Consider the following 16,985-nt stretch of genomic DNA (forward strand, 5'->3'; position numbering starts at 1 on the left):
GAAAAGGATGTGGCATGTATGAAACTTCTTCTTCTAGGTGGAACAGTTTTTCTGGGACGTGCTCTGGTTGATAGTGCCCTGGCGGCCGGTCACAAGGTGACGCTCTTCAACCGTGGTACCCACCCCGATGTGGAATACTCTGGCGTTGAGCAATTGCACGGCGATCGAACGCGCGATCTCTCCCTTCTTGAGGGAAGGGAGTGGGATGCCGCCATTGATACCAGTGGTTACCATCCCGATGTGGTACGGGCTTCGGCCCGCTTGCTGGCGGGGAGCGTGAAGCATTATACCTTCGTCTCCAGTAAATCGGTCTATGCCGATTTTTCTCAGCCGGGCGTGGATGAGTCGTCTCCGCTGGCGACTGTGACGGATGAGCAACTGGCCTCTACTGAGCAGATGCAGCCTCCATATGGTGAGCTCTATGGACCTCTCAAGGCTCTGTGCGAGCAGGCGGCGGAGGAAGAGATGCCAGGTCGCGTGTTCAATGTTCGCTCGGGCTTGCTCGTGGGACCATACGACGGTACCGATCGCTTTACATACTGGCCGGTACGCGTAGCTCGTGGCGGAGAAGTGCTGGCTCCTGGACGTCCCGATAAGATGATCCAATTCATCGATGTGCGCGATATGGCCGATTGGATTGTGCGCATGGTTGAGGCGGGTCAAACAGGTACGTATAACGCTAATGGGCCGGTTGGCCAGCTGACTATGCGGCAGTTTTTAGAGCAGTGCAAGTCTGTCAGTGATAGCGATGCCACCTTTACCTGGATCGATGATGCTTTTTTGAACGAGCACAAGGTTGGCATGTGGATGGAACTGCCGCTCTGGATTCCTGATAGCGAGGCCGATATGGCCGGTTTTATGCTAGCGAGCGTAGATCGTGCCCAGGCCGCCGGATTAACCTATCGACCGCTGGCTACCACTATCAGGGATACTCTGGCCTGGAATCAGACCCGTCCCACTGGTCCGCGCCGCGCCGGTATGGATCCCGAGCGTGAAGCGCAGCTATTGGAGCTCTGGCATCGGCGCCCCTCGGCCTGATGGGCATAAAGGGCACTATCAGGCTCATCTGATAGTGCCCTTTATGCATGTTTATGCGTATAAAATAACGATGGTTAGACGTGAATCAGGGCCACGATTACAAAGACGACGGCGGTGATGACGTGCCAGAGGCGGATATTTTTGTGCAACGTTCTATTGCGCAGAGCGGACTGATAGCGCAGTCCGAATACAACCAGGCAGGCCAGGATAATCCAGGCCACTATCCCGGTCTGCATGCGCGGAGTGAGCCGCGTGAAGGGCAGGAAATAGTAGGCTGCGTGAATGGTCGCGGTCGTCAGCACGATCCAGCCCCATAAAGGATGTGATTTGCGGAAGAAGAGAAAGAACTGGCGCAGAATGCCCTGAAAAGGCCTGATATTCCTCTTTTTGATCAAAATATACAGTTGCCTACATACCCAGAGTGCCAGCGAAGCTAGCATTACAATAACCGCCACCTTCCCCGCCAGGTTGCTAACCTTACCTAACCAGAAGCTTTCATCGTGTGGTAGTAACAGAGAAGCAATAGCAATGGCATTTACAAGCATATGAATACGTATTCCTCTTGGCATTTATTAAATTACATAACGTTACTTCAAATAAGATTATTTTCCCTAAATGAGAGCAAGATGAAAATAGCAGCGAATTAAAGTGGAGCTTTAATTTTTCTCTTACATTGACATGTGCAATTCTATATGCTACATTTTTTTTTATATCCAGAATAGCGTAATAAGATGAGTTAAGCTTGAGATTATCGGTGAGATCCAAAATCGCATCGCGCTTGTTTTAAATCTCAAGCACTTAAAAATCCTGTGGACTGTGCTGAAAAGCGTCCCTGTAGCTTTGTTGTTCCGATGGAGCGCGCAACCCTCTGCGTAGCGATCGTACCTTTCCTTAATGGCCGGCCAACCACCGAATAGAGAAGATTTTTGTCCAAAGAAGGAGAAAATTATATGGCAGGCAATAAATGTGTCGTATACATCGAACCGGGGAAAGTTAAGGTTGAAAATATCGAGTATCCCAGGCTAGAACTCGAGGCACAGCATCGTAAGTGCGAGCATGGCGTGATTCTGCGTGTGATCGCTACTAACATCTGTGGCAGCGATCAGCATATGGTACGTGGACGTACTACGGCACCAAAGGGACAGACCCTGGGCCATGAAATTACCGGCGAGGTAATCGAGACGGGACGCGATGTCGAGTTCATTAAAGTCGGGGATATCGTATCGGTTCCGTTCAATATCGCCTGTGGACGCTGCCGCATGTGTAAGGCTGGTCACACCGGCGTCTGTCTGAACGTCAACCCCGCTCGCCCAGGCGCTGCTTATGGTTATGTCGATATGGGCGGCTGGGTCGGTGGGCAGGCCGAATACGTGATGGTGCCCTATGCCGACTGGAACCTGCTGAAGTTCCCGGATAAACAGCAGGCGATGGAGAAGATGACAGATCTGACCATGCTTTCAGACATCTTCCCCACTGGCTACCATGGGGCTTTTACCGCCGGCGTAACAACCGGATCGACCGTGTACATCGCTGGGGCGGGGCCCGTCGGACTGGCCTGCGCGGCTTCCAGCTTGCTTTTGGGCGCGGCCGTCGTTATCGTGGGTGATGTGAATCCCGAGCGTCTGGCCCAGGCGAAAAGCTTCGGCTGCGAAACGGTCGACCTGCGTAAAGATGCCGAGCTACCCGATATGATTGCGCAGATTGTTGGCGAGCCGCTTGTCGATGCCGCCATAGACTGTGTTGGCTTTGAAGCAAAAGGCCATGGACAAGGAGCTACCGAGGCGCCGGCCACCGTTTTGAATGACGTGATGACCATTACACGCGCTGCCGGACGCGTGGGCATTCCAGGCCTGTACGTGACCGGCGATCCTGGGGGCATCGATGAGAGTGCGAAGAAGGGCCGCCTGGGTGTCGATATAGGTCTGGGCTGGGCCAAGTCCCTCTCATTCACCACCGGTCAGACGCCGGTGATGCGCTACCATCGGCAACTGATGATGGCCATTTTGAACGATAAGGTTCAGATCGCTAAAGCGGTGAACGCCACTGTTATCCCGCTGTCCGACGCTCCTCAAGGCTACCAGGACTTTGACAAGGGCGCCGCGAAAAAGTTCGTGCTGGATCCCCACGGGTTGATCAAAAAATAACCTGGTTTGTAAGGAGATAGCGCAACACCACGGGCGCATGCATGCGCCCGTGGTGTTGCGCTATCTCCTTACAAACCAGGTTGCATTCTTACATAATACGTATTTATAATCCATATTTATGCAATTTTTGAAATTGATAAATAGTCATTTTATTTTAATAGTTACAACTTTATGCCTCCGTGATTCGTGTAATGGGGAGAGGAGGATACAATGATAAATAAACAAGTAGCTAGAATAGGCGTGGTGGGGATGGTTGCGTTTTTGTTCGCGATGCTGTTTATGGTAAGCCCGGCTGGTACATTCTCTGCCAGGGCGGCAACCACGGATACCGGTGGAAGTAAAGTGATCGATGTCAATCTTACGCAGCAGAAGTTGACGGCATTTGAAGGTGGTAAGGTGGTCTACACGACCCTGATACTGACGGGGCGCGCCGGCCTGCAAACTCCGGTCGGCACCTATCACGTCTTTGCCAAGGAGAGTCCGACCACATTTTATTCTCCATGGCCGGCAACTTCGCCCAACTACTATCCTCCGACCCATATTAATTATGCACTGGAGTGGAAAGCGGGTGGCTACTTCTTACATGATTCCTGGTGGCATAGCGCCTATGGACCGGGTACCAACGGTTGGCATGACGATCCAACCTATGGCTGGCAGGATGGGTCCCATGGCTGCATCTCTATGCCGAACGTGGCCGCGCAGTGGCTTTATAATTGGGCTCCTATCGGGACAATGGTACAGATCCATTCCTGATAGCGAGATCATTGAATAAAAAGCTTTTATCAAGATGAGCTTGTTTCGAGCCAAATAAGCTTCCATGAATTGAGGCATCGGGTACGCATAGCGCACCCGATGCCTCAATTCATAAATTCGTGCGGCTGTGCATGCGGACGCCCATGCGGGGCGCTCACGCACGCCAGAAAAAAGTGTGCCTGACACTCTTAATGTTTATTTAGGGTGACGGTGCCGGAGGCTGGCACGTTGAGTACGTGCAGGCCAGAACTCAGGGCCAGTTCTGCTTGCTGGATGCTCTGGCCGCGGCAGTCGCGAATATGCAACTGGCGCGATCCACTATCCGCTGTGACCTCCAGAACGAGCCGCTGTTCCTGACTGCCATTGATGACGATGAGCTCCTCCGGCATGGAGTCTGGCAGCGTTATGACGTTGTCTTGATAAGATACGATCAGGTGTTTATCCTCGGTGGCGGCGCTGACCATAGGATAGAGCACTTCTGGATGCGCGGGCATGAGCGTTCCATCCATCAGGATGTCACGATGTTGACGCCAGAAGGCCAGCCAGTAGCGTACCACTTCGAGATGCATGGCTGGTAGCTTATCAAGCAGAACCGATATCTGCGGGACCGAGAAGAGAACGTTGATTAATTGCTGGGCTACGACCTCGGCCGGTTCATTCGGATGCCACATCAGCATATCGGCATGGGCGGCGGTCTGTCCGCACAGCAGGCGAATATCCAGTGTGCGCACGCGGTTGGTGATGAACTCGTAAGGACAATCTCCTGCGCGGAACATGTTGCCATACTTGCGCATCAGCGGTCCCACATACGACTGTCGGAACTCAATCAAGATGTCGGGTTTGATGGCTCTGAGGCGTACCATGACATCGGTGAGCAGGCGATCCACGGCCTTATCGATCGATTGTTCGTCGCGCCCCTCCTCCGGGGTGGCCGGGGACGTTGAGGCCAGTGGAGGCTGGGGGAAGCGCGGCTCGGCCCGGAAAGCATCTACGAAGTCCAGTTTGAAGCCGTCCAGATCCCATTCGACCAGGGCTTTTTCGTAGAGCTGGATAAGATATTCGCGCACCTCGGGGTAGCGCGGATCAAGTACACCAGCCCCCAGGCGCTCGATGGTGTGCAGCATGCGGTTGTTGAAACGCGACCACGCCTTGCTGTGCTGGCCCACGAAGGGGACCGAGTACCATAGGACGTATTTCATGCCCAGTTCATGCACCCTGGCGACGTGGGCCTTCATGTCTGGTATCTTCTCTGTGGCTACTTCCCAGTCACCACAGTAGGCGTAACCACGCTCGTTATTGATCGTTTGCCAGCCATCATCCACGATGACCGCCTCACAGCCAAGCTCTTTGGCGATGCGGCACTGGGCCTCGATGGCGGCGGGCTCTAGCTGCTGGTGGAAGCTATACCAGGTGGAGTACATGGGAAGGCGCGCCGGCTCTGGTACCGGGGCCGGTTCGTATCCTGGTTGCTCGGCCCACCACCGCTGAACATTGTCCAGGGCTGTGTAGTAAGGGATGGCACGCGTATCCAGGCGTAGCGTGGCTGTATAGTCAGCCAGCTCGGGTGAAGATTCCACAAACAGATTGAGGGAGCAATGCAGCTCGCCAGTCTCTTCACTTACCCCCGCCTTGATCTCGACGGCCTCTAGCGCGTCTGAGAAGGCCGCGGTCAGCCGGTTTTCTCCATGGTAGCTATAGAAGCTGACAACCGGCATCTGCGACGTCACCTTCGCGATGTTCCCACGCGACCAGTCGGCCGGAATATTTTTGTTGCGATCGCTGCCCGAATGCCAGAGGCTATAGATATCGTGCATGGGCAGCGACCAGCTGACGCTGATGCGCGGAGCCGGCCGCGCTTGCCCATCGTTGGCCGTAATATGTAGTTCGATCAACGACAAACCGGCGTTTACCTCTGTCACCGTGTGCCGTGCCGAAAAGTTGTCTCCCGTACCCGTGATAGAAATTGTCGATGCCACACCAGAAATAGTTGTCATAATATTTAACTCCATCGTTGTACAATACATTATGGAAAGTCTACCATATCTATGCGTCCTTTATCTATCCAGATCACAACGGTGTGGGCACAATTATAGCCAGGATTTGATTCTATGGGTATACTATAAAGAGGATTTGTTGCATTTTGCTCACATGGGGAATTTGCTTCGACTGCATTGTTTTATTTACAATAGCATCTGGCAAAGGATATAGCGCGCTGATTGATGATCCTCGCTTTGAGACGCGCTGCACAAAGGAGACTACGTGGATAGTGTTGAGTTCGTCGATTACATCGAACCTTATATCGAAGCATCTGTAGATTTTATTATGTTGCACATGCAGCGGCGGCAATTGGATCCAGGCCCTCGCAATGGCACGTTCTGGCATGGGCTGTTTGAAGAGATCAGGCACTTTCTGATACGGACGTATGATACCTATGAAGTTGAAGAGCTGATCGAGACGGATGGTACGATGTGCTGGGCCTTTGGCTACAACGACTCTATCGGGGGCTGGAGCTGGATACGAGGCGAAGAGCAGCACGCGCGCCGTGAAGGTGGGCCGATCTTGCCCGCCCTGGTTACTGCCCGGCTCAATGTGCTGGCATTTGATACACGATTCCCCAAACAGCATTGGGTTGAGATCTGGTACGGTCCAGGCACGGTCAAGTTGATCAAGCACGAAGGTGAGCGCGCACAGGTAGCGCTACCGACCTTTATCGAGGCGCATATCGATCTGCTCCAGCGCCAGCTTAACGCCTACTACGTCAAAAATCATCAGCAAGAACGGGAACTCGAAGCGGAAAATGCCGAAGGCATGGTGGTCAAAATTCGCCAGAGGCAGCTCGACGATCAGCAAGGATTTCAGTACACATGCCAGATCGAGCGGCCGCGTGGACTGGTCCAGTTCAGTAGCGCCAGATTCCCCTCCAGATCGCTGGACGAACTGATATTGATGCTCTGCTCAGATGTGCCGGGCTTCGAGCGCTTCTTCACGCGCAATCGCTTTGAAGAGCTGGTCGGCCCCCACGAGCCGGGACACAAAGTTTTCAATCCAGGCTGGCAGGTGCTCGCGCAGGCCCAGCAAAAGGTAGCCGAACGCATCAAAAAGCAAAAAGACGACGACCGCCGGGCATAACCGCATACCCCCCGTAGGTGCCGGGCTTGCCCCCAATACCTTCAATTTAAAAAAATGAGAAAATGAAAGCCAAAGGAAACGAACATCGTAGGTTCGGCCCTTGCGGCCGATTTCTCCTTCACGCACGAACACGCCCATCGTAGGTTCGGCCCTTGCGGCCGATTTCTCCTCGCCGCATGAACAGGTATCCCACATGTGTTTTCGTGGCCCTCGCCCCGGCTTTGTCGCGAAGCGATCCCATGCCCTGAATACGCGGTACCCGGCGGTCCGCCATTTAATAAGCCGGTTGCCTGTCGAGGGTTCGCTGCTCACGCATGAGCCAGACATAGCCATCTTCCAGTCCCGGTTCGGTTGGCGTAACGCTGATACCCGCCAGTTGACGGATGGCGCTTTCCTCACCGACCACGCGGTACTGCATGCCTTGCGCCATATGCAGGGTTGAGACTACAATAAAGTCCCCCTGTGGCTTCTGTCCCTGTGTGGCGGTGAGCAGCCAGATCTTGTCGGTCGTTTGCTGTATCAGGTCGGCTGTGGTGCCGTGGAAGATGATTTCGCCCGCGCGCATGACGGCCAGTTTATGGCATGTCTGCGCGATGTCTTCCACGATATGGGTCGAAAGTAACACGGTACGATTGCCTCCCAGGTCGCTGAGGAGATTACGAAAGCGGATGCGCTCCTCTGGATCGAGTCCAGCTGTAGGCTCATCAACGATTAAGATCTGTGGATTGTTGAGCAGAGCCTGCGCGATGCCGACGCGGCGTTTCATACCGCCTGAAAAGGTTTTGATCTTGCGCCGGGCGACATCGCTCAATGCAACCATCTCAAGCAGCTCTTCGACCCGAGCCTTACGCTGCTGACGCTGATCTAAACCCTTCAGGATAGCCACGTAATCTAGAAACTCGCGCGCGCTGAGATCGGGATACATACCGAGATCCTGGGGGAGATATCCTAACATGCGCTTGATCTCTGTACGCCCTCGCTCGGTCGTTCCATCGTATGGCCCCACCTGGATGCTGCCCGAGGAGGGATAGAGGATGCCAGCCAGCAGACGCATGAGGGTCGTTTTGCCAGCCCCGTTGGGTCCGAGCAGACCAAACATACCGCTCTCAATCGTTAAATCTACCCCTTTTAATGCCTGTACATTGCCTCGATAGTTCTTGGTCAGGTCTTCAATCACTATTTGCATGCTGAAAAGCTCCTTGTCGTGTGATAGCTATAACGTTATTGCCGGGCCTGCTGCCAGCGCAGCACCAGCCATAGTACGCACAGAGCCAGCCCCGCCAGGCCAATCAGTAGCGAGAGGCTCTCCCAGCCCTGGATTGGAGAGGCAATTATCCCGCTATGCTTTGGATCCAGGCCGAAGATGCCGGCCGCCATGAGTTTGCCTGACGGTGTCAGGATGGTATCGCTGAGGGTTGGAATACCGTTTCTCGGACCCAGGAAGTTGCCCCAGAACCAGTAGCCAACAAAACAGAACTGATAGAGAGGCACCCACATGATGGCGGGACAGGCCAACGAGAAGGCGCTGATGAAGAGGATTCCGGGCAGGATGATGACGGCAAAAGCCGCGAGCGCTAGCGGTATACACGCCATGTCCCCTGAGTGGTAGAGGACAAAGCCTGTGCCGAGCAAAAAGAAAACAAGCACCGGTATCAGGGTGGCGCAGACGCTGCCAAGGTATTTTCCGATCAGCCGTACACCTGAGGACTGTGGCATGGTCATCAATAGTTCTTCCACCCTGGTGCGCCGATCTCGCGGGAGGCGATCGGCGATCAGACAACCAAAGGCGGCCGGCAAAAGGGTATTCACCATCAGAGCCAGCTCGGCCATGGTCTGGTTGATCGGTATTTGAAAGTAGAGATTGATGAGCGCGTTCAGGTGCGGTACATAGATCATGATCTGAAGTAGCCCTACGAGCAGTAGACTGATCCATAAAGAGCGCCGCCGTATCTGCATCAAGAATTCATAGCGAAAGGCGCCTCCGCACGCAGTTATACCGTTATTCATTCTTCTGTACTTCCTTTCAACATTCTTTCGGCGTTACGCAAAAGGAGCCAACCTATAATCAGGATGAGGGTAGTGATGGCGAGCAGCTCGTAATGCGGCTGCAAAAAGTACATGTTGTATTGCTCTGGTGTCGCGTTGGTGGGTGGAAAACCAACCAGTGTAGCGGGAAAAAGCAGGAAGGGACGTAGCCAGTTGTTTAAAGCAATAAAGTCTTTAAAGACGATCTCTGCGATCCAGATGGCGCATAAGAGCGCGACCCCGGCCGTACGGCTTTGCAGAAGAAGCGAGAAGCAACCACCAGCCGCCATACACCAGAGTAAGGGGGCCAGCCAGATCAATTGTATGACCAGAAAGATGCTGAGCGGCGACCACTGCTGGGTGAATTTTGGCAGGTAGAGCATGTGTACGGCCGCCAGTGTGTTGATGTAAATCACCGATAGTACCACACCCAGTACGAGCAGGCATAAAAAGCGCAGGATGCCGGTGTGATGATATTTGCGCGGCACCGTCAACTGCAGCTCCAGAGCCGGATCCTGAGCAATGACGGTCCCAACCATAGAGCCGATGGCGATCGGTATCATCATTTCCACTCCACCCTGTAAGGTGCGCGCGGGATCAACGTGCCTGGCATTAAGTATAAATGCCAGCAGCACAAAGCCGATGACTAAGAGAAGAGGTGTGAGCAGTGCCTTCTTCCCTAAAAGTTTGATCTCATAGTAGAGCCGATCAACGAACATAGTTCTTCCTCATAAAGCTGGTGATCATATTTCTAATTACATTTCCACCAGGCGTGGTTGCCGGGGCGCATAGACGATCGCCACCAGCAATAAGGCTGCGGCGACCACAAAGAACATTGGATTGATCTGCCAGTTCGCGGGTGCGGCCAGGTAGATACTGAAGACGCCCGTATCTATGTGCAGATTCAATGCCCGCGAGGCGTTGATGAGTAGCGTAATCAGTACTGCGACCCAGGAACCCAACAATAACGAGATAGAGAAGGCCGTCATAGCGAACAGTATCATGGGAGCCAGCCAGAGATGGATGATGCCCCAGATGTTTCCACCTTGCAGCAGGGCCAGGATGCCAGATGCTAGCAGGGAGAGGAGCAGGTTATAGCCCACAAGCAGCAGAAAGCGGAACAGCATCACAACACGTATCGATGTCGGCGTGGCCATAGTTAATTCTAAACCCGCGTCGTTCTCGCCGCCGTACAGGAAGGCGGTCCCCGAACTGGCGGAAATACAGGCGAATAGAGCCAGGTAGAAGGTGGTGTTGTGCATGCCCGTTTTCTCTAGCGCTACAATGCTCAAGATGGTGCCGAACAGGATGATTACGAACGACCAGAGCCAGATGGTCTTATGCAGCAGGGCGCACTGCCTGTGCAGTAACAGAACATAGTGCCAGCATGGATTTCCTATATTCTTGCTGATGCTGCTAATGTGTAAGGATGGTGGTGCTATCCTGGTTGTTTCTGCTTCCTCGATTGCGGAAGTGTCGGATACATCAGCGGTTGCCCGGGATGCCTGTTCGCTATGATTGCAGGACAGGGCATAGCGGGCGGCATCGCGAACAACCCCATCGGAATCGTGTTGAGCTACACGTAGCAAAGCGGGGAACAGATCCACCGTCTGTGTCTGAAGCTCTCCCAGTGCCAGTACGGCCATCTCGCGGACCTCCCAATCCCTGTCCGACAGTGCGCGCAACAGATATTCCAGTGGGATATGCTTTTTCATATGACCTGCCACGTGTAAGGCCGCGACCCGCACCAGGCGATGCTCATCCTCTAATGCTGTACGCAGCAACTCAAGTGTGGGCGCATCGTCTTTCCCATCCAGCGCGCGTACGGTGGCGGCGCGTATCTCCCAGGCCGGGTGGATGAGTCCGGCTCGCTGCTCTGCGAGCGCTAAATCGGATTGTAGATAAGGCTGCCGCTGTTCGAGCCGTGCCAGTACATCGGCTAGAAGGGTTTCTGGAGCTTGTTTCTGGGCGCGCCAGGTGGCCTGGTTTTCTCGTGCATCATGATCTTGTGGATTCATCGTTTCTCCTTTCTCCCTTCCTGTTGTGATGTTGCCTCAAAGAGCGTACGTAGCTGGCGTATTCCGCGCGAGACAGAGGACTTCACCGTTCCGAGAGGTTGATCCAGCAGCTCCGCGATCTCCTGGTATGTGAAATGCTCGAAATAGTAGCAGGTAATGCAGATGCGATATTTATCTGGTAGCCGTGCGAGCAAGCATGCCAATTCTCGCTGCTGCTCTATCTGCTCGAAGAGGCATTCCGGCTGCTCCTCGGGGCGATCCGCGATCTCTAGCATAGGACTGTCCCCAGTGGTGTCCAGCGGAACGACGTGCAGGCGTGTGCCACGCAGTGAGTGTGTATAAACATTCAGCGTGACCCGGTAGAGCCAGGCACGGAGCTTTAGCGTACGTATACGTTCAGGCGTATAATTTTCGAGTGAAACATACGCGTTAACGAATGCTTCCTGCACAATATCTTCTGCATTCTGCTGGCCGGCGCATAAACGATAGGCAAAGGTATAGAGGCGATGTTGATAGCACAACACCAGCTGCTGAAAATGTTGATGCAGATTTGCGGCGAGCAGTATCGGCAATTCTTCTTCCGTCACGTTCATGGTTATGTTATCCCAGGCGATCAGTATTGCTGGCCTATGCCTGACTGTATGCAACACGCCTGATCTGATAGCGTCCTTTCTTACCAGATTTGTCTTTCCACCCTGTAAATACCAGAACATTGATCAATGGTTGCACTTTAGCGCAGATGTTTTTATAATTGGGCTTAATGCATTGTTCAACGTCTATATATTCGTCCCGAAATTTTGTATGCGTTCCGCGTTTTTATGATGTGGGGCCAAACATCAATCTTCCATGGCATGAAGTCCAATCAGCAACAAATGTATCGAAATTCTCATATATATTGTGGTGAAAATCATATTCTTTTAAAACTATATGAGGTAAGCTAACATTTGTCATCGTTCTCATACTTTGTGGATTTATTTTAGGTATTCTGAAAAAATCAGGTGAGGAGAAAGTATATGCAGTGTCGTGTTTGTGGAGCGCCCATTCCCCCTGGTGCTAATGCGTGCCCTTCGTGCGGTTCAGCAGTGCCACCATCGAATGACAATCAGCAGGGACAGTTGCCGCCAACCGCTTACGCGGGGCCAACGCCCCCAACGAGCTATGGTAGTACACCTGTACCACCACCACCCAGCTATGGCGGCGGCTCCTACCAATCAGGTCAGCAGAGTTCATCGCCCTATAACCAGAATTATTCGTCGGCACCATATAATCAGCCGGGACAGCAGCAGTATCCGCCCTATAATCAGCCTGCGAATAATTTCCAGCAAGGTAGTGGCTATCCTGGTGCTCCCGGACCTCAGCCACCTTACTCGCCCCCACGCAAAAAATCAAAGGTAGGCCTGATTATCGGTATCGTAGCGTTGCTGCTGGTGGTGGCCTGTATCGCTTCTGTGGTTTTCGCCACTAAGTTTTCGGGTGTAAGTCAAACCGACTCAACCCCGACCGCCGTCGCGACCAAGACGCCGACGCCAGCCGGTGTTACACCAACCCCGACAACGGGCACCACTACCCAGACCAACAATAACAATACGCCTTCTGGCAATCCAATTGATCCGGTGGCCGCATCGATCATTATCCATCCACAGACGGCCAGCGACGTTGATAAAGATACGTTGGAGCCCAAGGCGGGCACGGTCGGCACGACCTTCAAAATCAATCAGCCGATCTATGTCACGTTCCACCTCGATCCCGGTAAGTATGATATTACCAAAGAACAAGATTGGGTGAATGTGCGCTTCTATCGCGGCAGTGAGAGCATCTTAAAGGATGATCCTCTGAAATTGGATAAACAAGAGACAGTGGGTTACTTTGGCGCGAAATATTATCTGGCGACCACAGATGGGGCGGCGGAGATATACTGGTGCCATACCTCCACCTGTAGCGATGGGAAACTGGCCCAGGTCGTCCATTTTACCGTCACCAATTAAATGTCTTCGCGGAAGGAGCGCCCTCCAGGGCGCTTCTGACCCGCCTCTGATTGATAATTATCCCCGCGTCATACGTTGCTGACAGTGTTTGTATGGTGGATGTGGATGCTATGGGTGACATGCACGTCGGCGTTGAGCATAGCTCCGACGGAGCAATACTTCTTTTCTACCAGTTCAAGCGCCCTCCGAACCACGTCTTCATCTATGCCAGGCCCGCTAAAGTGGTGCTCGACCGTAATGGTGTGAAAGATATATGGTGGCTGTAGTGTTTTTTCTCCGCTAACCTGTATGGTATAGCTTTCGATGCCCTGCTTCATTTTTTGCAGGATCGGTGTAATAGCCATGCCGGCGCAGCCTGCCAGGGCCGCTAGCAGCAACTCGGTTGGGCAGGGACCAGCGCTCTCTCCCGGCTCAAGATCAACTGTATCCAGCAGCATACTATGGCCCGAACCTGTATCGATGGCGAAGTTAAGCCCTGTTCCACGCGTGGCCTGAACATGCATTGTTGTCTTCATTATGTAGATTCCTCCTATTTAATTATCTTTACGCTTCGGGGAGAGGCAGGTTATCAACTGTTTACCTGGAAGGACGATTTTCTTAATTTTGTGAGTGGTATGGCTCACGAATGAAAAAGTGGATCTTCGCATGCGCTTGCCTGTTACGTATAATCTGCTTGAACCATTTGAGCGGAAAGGATGCGAGAACGTTTATGATGCAGATTGAGCCGGTCACATTGACAGGAAATGTGATACGTTTAGAGCTGCTACAGTTGAGTCATGCGGAAGATTTGTTTGAGGCGGCCCAGGAGCCTGAAACATGGTTGTATATGTCCTTCAATCCGAGCACCTCGCTACAGGCTATGCGGCATTGGATCGACGAGGCTTTGCAGTTGCAGCAGTCGGGTTCGGTTTTGCCCTTCGCCATCATCGATCAGCGCAGCGGGCGCGCCATTGGCTCGACACGCTACCTGGCCATTATGCCGAAGGATTACGGTTTGGAGATTGGCTGGACCTGGATCGCTCCATCTGTCCGGCGTACCGGCGTTAATACCGAGTGTAAGTATCTATTGTTGCGTTACGCCTTTGAACAGGCGCACGCGATCCGCGTGCAATTGAAGACCGATAGCCGCAACCTGCGCTCCCAGCGCGCCATCGAACGCATCGGCGGTGCCAAAGAGGGAGTGCTGCGCAACCATATGATCATGCCCGATGGCCATTATCGCCATTCGGTCTACTACAGCATCATCAATACCGAATGGAAGCAGGTAAAAGAGAACTTGGAAGAGAAAATGCGTTAAAAACGCATTTTCTCTTCCAAATTTGGGGCTAGAAATCAGGGGTGTTTTTCCCGTGCGCCCGGCGCACGGGAAAAACACCCCTGATTGATTAGGGTCAGCAACCCTGGATACCTTTTAGGATACTTTTTGCAGGTGCAGGATGCAGCTGGCGTAGGAGCTGCGGCTCAGCGGGAGTGCGATTCCCTGGTGCATGAGGGAGGCTCCTGAGTATTGCTGCGGTTCTGCGTCGGGCTGTCCCATGAGCTGGACGCGGTAGGTGCTGTTGGGCGTCAGTCCTTGCAAGCGCAACCTGGGCGTGGTTTCCCAGAAGGGATTGGTGCGCCGATAGACGAAGACGACCGCTTCACTGGCGTCTGGTGCGACGCTCTCCACGGCGGCCCAGTCTCCCGCTGTGGCGCTTGGCGAGATTAGCCAGTACTGATCACCGTCCTGTACCAGCGGCCGGATCTGCTTGTAGACGGCGATCCAGCGTCTGGCCTCAGCCAGGTCCTCTTCACTCCAGTGCAGCAGGTGACCGCCGATGCCGAGCATACCCATCATTGCGACGTGGAAGCGGTAGGTGAGCGGGATCTCATTCTGGACGCGGTCGCTGGGGGTGTCGGTGACCCAGTCACCCATGACGCGGCCCGGCAGGATGTGCGAGATGCCTTCCTGGATGAAGAGGCGGGCGTCGGGATGGGTGTTGTCGCTGGACCAGACCTGGTCGGTGCGCTCCAGGATGCCCAGGTCGGCGCGACTGCCGCCGCTTGCGCAGGATTCGATGCTCAGGTTGGGATGGCGTGCCCTGAGCGTATCCATGATGGTGTAGACACCTTCAACGTGGCGCACCCAGATTTCGCGCGCGTTATGGCCGGCGGCGACATATTCGGGCCAGCCAGGCTCGGAGATGGGACGATTCATGTCCCACTTGATGAAGTCGACGCCATGATCACCAATTAATTTGTCTAGCAGATCAATCAGGTATTCCTGCACGTCCTGGCGACCAACGTTGAGCACCAGCTGGTTGCGTGCCTCGCTGCGTGAACGCGTGGGGAAATGGTAGATCCAGTCGGGATGAGCGCGGTAGAGGTCGCTATCGGGATTGACCATCTCTGGCTCGACCCAGATGCCGAACTGCATGCCCAGTCCATGCACACGATCCACCAGCGGCTGCAGGCCATTGGGAAACTTCTGCGGATCGACGCGCCAGTCGCCCAGCCCGGCGTGGTCGTGGTTGCGCGCTGGAAACCAGCCGTCATCAACCACGAACAGCTCGACCCCCAGGGCGGCCGCGTGTTCAGCCAGCTTGCTCTGTCCCTCTTCGCTGACATCAAAGGTGGTGGCCTCCCAGGAATTATAGAGGACCGGCCGGGGCTGGCTGGCCTGTGGCTGTGGTAGCACATGCTGCCGCACATAGTTGTGGAGGCGATGGCGCCCTCCATTAAATCCGTCCTCGGCGAAGCCGGCGACGAAGTCAGGTGTGGTAAAGCTCTGTTTGCCCGCCAGCACCCAGGCGAAATCATGCTCATGAATGCCGCCAGCGATGGTGGTTTCGCCGGTGATGCGGGTGCTGATGCGCAGGTTCCAGTTGCCGCTCCATGCGATGGTGCCGAAATAAACCTCGCCCTGCTGCTCGGTGGCCTGGGTATCGATGGCGAACCAGGGATAGGCCGTGGATCCGGTTACACCTTTGCGCGACTCGATCTGTACTGAGCCGGCCACGATGGGCTGTTGCTGGACGCGGCTCTCGCCCGCCCAGTGTCCGGCCAGCGTGGTCAGACGGCGCGAGGAGAATTGCTGTGGTAGATGCCAGGCCGCCGAAAAGGCCCGCTCCAGCAGGATCTCTTCGTCGCCCAGATTGTGAAAGCTGGCGGCGCGGATAATCAGATCATTTTTGCTATCGACCCGGTAGCTAAGGGTCACTTCTAAAGGGTAGGCAGCGTCGCGCAGATGCAGACGCAGCTCTGGTAATCCTTGTTTCTCTCCTATCTCCGCGCTGGCGAAGCGTAAATCAATGTCGCGCGTGCCGTCGGAGAAGACCGCCTGGGCCGCGATCTCCCCGTAACGTAGTCCACCCATCACGGGATAAACCTCGGGCGCCAGCGTCAGGGCGACATCCTGTGAGCTGCGTTCCCTGGGGAGACGGGCCGCCGCGATATCGGTCCCAAGAGGCAGGCGTGCCCCCCAATAAAGTTGCAGGAGTAAGCCTTCTTCGCTGACTCCCAGCGCATAGGTGCTATATTCGGTGACCAGCAACCAGCTCTTCCCGTCGGGCTGCTGATGAATTCCAGACGTAACTCCCTGGATAATCTGATCGGTCTGCATATGGAACTTCTATCCTTCTGTTTGTAAAGTATAACTATTTTTATATAAGGTAGCTTCTCTACCGTAACCTGTCAATGCCCGCTTGTTTTTGCACAGGGAACGATATCACCTTTGGTGGAGCGTGAGCGTTCGGGAGCCGGGCGCTTCGCGACAAGTCGGGGCAAGCCCGACACCTACGTGTATGTTTCCTTGCGAGGCAATATTCCATCTTTTATGCTATACTTTGAATAACTCTTCTGTGATGGCAGATGCAGGTTGTTGGGTCATGCAGACCTGAAGAGGGAAGTTGGTG

Annotated in this window: 15 protein-coding genes; 6 read left to right on the top strand and 9 right to left on the bottom strand. The window is 54.1% G+C overall.

Translation table 11 applies throughout. The features are described 5' to 3' along the window. The first annotated feature begins 18 nt into the window (after window positions 1-18). Complete coding sequence (locus AABA21_RS07830) at window positions 19-1,038, top strand: NAD-dependent epimerase/dehydratase family protein (protein WP_338248605.1); 1,020 nt, start codon at window positions 19-21, stop codon at window positions 1,036-1,038. A 74-nt stretch (window positions 1,039-1,112) separates the two neighbouring features. Here the strand turns inward: AABA21_RS07830 and AABA21_RS07835 are convergent, their stop codons facing one another. After that, the gene (locus tag AABA21_RS07835) at window positions 1,113-1,583 is read right to left on the bottom strand and encodes a hypothetical protein (RefSeq protein WP_338248607.1); all 471 of its coding nucleotides are present in this window, start codon (window positions 1,581-1,583) and stop codon (window positions 1,113-1,115) included. Window positions 1,584-1,988: 405 nt separating this feature from the next. On the opposite strand from AABA21_RS07835, the gene fdhA reads away from it, so the two are divergent. Next, entirely contained in the window at window positions 1,989-3,182 is a 1,194-nt protein-coding gene (fdhA, locus tag AABA21_RS07840; RefSeq protein ID WP_338248609.1) for a formaldehyde dehydrogenase, glutathione-independent, read from the top strand. 210 nt (window positions 3,183-3,392) lie between these two features. Beyond that, complete coding sequence (locus AABA21_RS07845) at window positions 3,393-3,935, top strand: L,D-transpeptidase (RefSeq protein ID WP_338248611.1); 543 nt, start codon at window positions 3,393-3,395, stop codon at window positions 3,933-3,935. A gap of 188 nt (window positions 3,936-4,123) precedes the next feature. Here AABA21_RS07845 and AABA21_RS07850 read toward each other — a convergent pair whose 3' ends face one another. Further along, window positions 4,124-5,929 carry a glycoside hydrolase family 36 protein gene (locus AABA21_RS07850; RefSeq protein ID WP_338248614.1) on the bottom strand — a complete coding sequence of 602 codons (1,806 nt, stop codon included), beginning with the start codon at window positions 5,927-5,929 and terminating at the stop codon, window positions 4,124-4,126. Window positions 5,930-6,194: 265 nt separating this feature from the next. Here AABA21_RS07850 and AABA21_RS07855 point away from each other — a divergent pair, with 265 nt between their 5' ends. Continuing rightward, the gene (locus AABA21_RS07855) at window positions 6,195-7,064 is read left to right on the top strand and encodes a hypothetical protein (protein ID WP_338248616.1); all 870 of its coding nucleotides are present in this window, start codon (window positions 6,195-6,197) and stop codon (window positions 7,062-7,064) included. 274 nt (window positions 7,065-7,338) lie between these two features. Here the strand turns inward: AABA21_RS07855 and AABA21_RS07860 are convergent, their stop codons facing one another. From AABA21_RS07860 to AABA21_RS07880, 5 genes are read right to left on the bottom strand one after another with little or no spacing between them, the layout of a single operon-like run. Next, window positions 7,339-8,250: an ABC transporter ATP-binding protein gene (locus AABA21_RS07860; protein ID WP_338248618.1), complete on the bottom strand. Its 912-nt coding sequence runs from the start codon at window positions 8,248-8,250 to the stop codon at window positions 7,339-7,341. 35 nt (window positions 8,251-8,285) lie between these two features. Next, entirely contained in the window at window positions 8,286-9,071 is a 786-nt protein-coding gene (locus tag AABA21_RS07865; RefSeq protein WP_338248620.1) for an ABC transporter permease, read from the bottom strand. Further along, window positions 9,068-9,808 carry a hypothetical protein gene (locus AABA21_RS07870; protein WP_338248621.1) on the bottom strand — a complete coding sequence of 247 codons (741 nt, stop codon included), beginning with the start codon at window positions 9,806-9,808 and terminating at the stop codon, window positions 9,068-9,070. Before AABA21_RS07870 ends, AABA21_RS07865 begins: the two co-directional genes overlap by 4 nt. Window positions 9,809-9,844: 36 nt before the next feature. Further along, window positions 9,845-11,107 carry a HEAT repeat domain-containing protein gene (locus AABA21_RS07875; RefSeq protein WP_338248623.1) on the bottom strand — a complete coding sequence of 421 codons (1,263 nt, stop codon included), beginning with the start codon at window positions 11,105-11,107 and terminating at the stop codon, window positions 9,845-9,847. Then, window positions 11,104-11,700: an RNA polymerase sigma factor gene (locus AABA21_RS07880; protein ID WP_338248625.1), complete on the bottom strand. Its 597-nt coding sequence runs from the start codon at window positions 11,698-11,700 to the stop codon at window positions 11,104-11,106. The genes AABA21_RS07875 and AABA21_RS07880 overlap by 4 nt, the downstream gene beginning before the upstream one ends. 420 nt (window positions 11,701-12,120) lie before the next feature. Between AABA21_RS07880 and AABA21_RS07885 the strand changes: the two genes are divergently transcribed. After that, entirely contained in the window at window positions 12,121-13,092 is a 972-nt protein-coding gene (locus AABA21_RS07885) for a zinc-ribbon domain-containing protein (RefSeq protein ID WP_338248626.1), read from the top strand. A gap of 68 nt (window positions 13,093-13,160) precedes the next feature. Here the strand turns inward: AABA21_RS07885 and AABA21_RS07890 are convergent, their stop codons facing one another. Further along, window positions 13,161-13,607, bottom strand: coding sequence for an OsmC family protein (locus tag AABA21_RS07890; RefSeq protein WP_338248628.1), 447 nt, complete (start codon window positions 13,605-13,607; stop codon window positions 13,161-13,163). A 194-nt stretch (window positions 13,608-13,801) separates the two neighbouring features. Between AABA21_RS07890 and AABA21_RS07895 the strand changes: the two genes are divergently transcribed. Next, window positions 13,802-14,389 (top strand): GNAT family N-acetyltransferase, encoded by a 588-nt coding sequence (locus AABA21_RS07895; protein ID WP_338248630.1) that lies wholly within the window; start codon window positions 13,802-13,804, stop codon window positions 14,387-14,389. Between the two features lie 114 nt (window positions 14,390-14,503). Here the strand turns inward: AABA21_RS07895 and AABA21_RS07900 are convergent, their stop codons facing one another. Further along, window positions 14,504-16,693, bottom strand: coding sequence for an alpha-galactosidase (locus AABA21_RS07900; protein ID WP_338248633.1), 2,190 nt, complete (start codon window positions 16,691-16,693; stop codon window positions 14,504-14,506). Between the last annotated feature and the right edge of the window lie 292 nt (window positions 16,694-16,985).

This window comes from Dictyobacter halimunensis (assembly GCF_036245075.1).